Below are 582 nucleotides of genomic sequence, written 5' to 3' on the forward strand. Positions count from 1 at the left end.
CTTCATGATTCTTATCGCCATAGGTGCTTTCAATCACCAAGGTTTCACATGCTTCGGGAGGCTTTGGCGCGGCTAACAAAGGAGAATGAGGAGCCCCTAAATCACCCGAGAAGACAAGCCGATGCACTTCACCCTCTTGACTCACACGACACTCAACATAAGCAGAACCAAGAATATGACCTGCTGGCTGTAAGCAAATATCTAAACCTTCAAAGACTGAATACAAATCACCATATTTGAGCGGCACAATACGCTGCTTAAGCACCGACATAAATTTTCGGATCATCTGCTTATTACGGGTGAAACCAATCTTCACCGCATCTTCCAGTACCAGTGGTAAAAGCACAGCCGACGGCTCAGAACAGTATATCGGCCCTTCAAAGCCAGCAGCGAGAAGATAAGGAATGCGCCCGACATGATCGATATGAACATGGGTCACGACAAGCGCTTTAATATGAGAAACTGGGAAGTCGATTTCAAGCTGGCTTTCACTCGACTGCCCAGAGGTCTCGGCCCCTTGAAACAATCCGCAATCAATCAGAATACCTTGTTGTTCAGAACTGTTTTTATCAGAAATGCGAA

The 582-nt window shown here is 46.2% G+C and carries 1 protein-coding gene; it reads right to left on the reverse strand.

Translation table 11 applies throughout. The annotated features are described in order from the left end of the window. A partial coding sequence (locus A3761_RS03395; protein WP_197472782.1) for an MBL fold metallo-hydrolase occupies nucleotides 1–577 on the reverse strand: 577 nt, incomplete at its 3' end. Nucleotides 578–582 lie beyond the last annotated feature (5 nt).

It is taken from the genome of Oleiphilus sp. HI0123 (assembly GCF_001635315.1).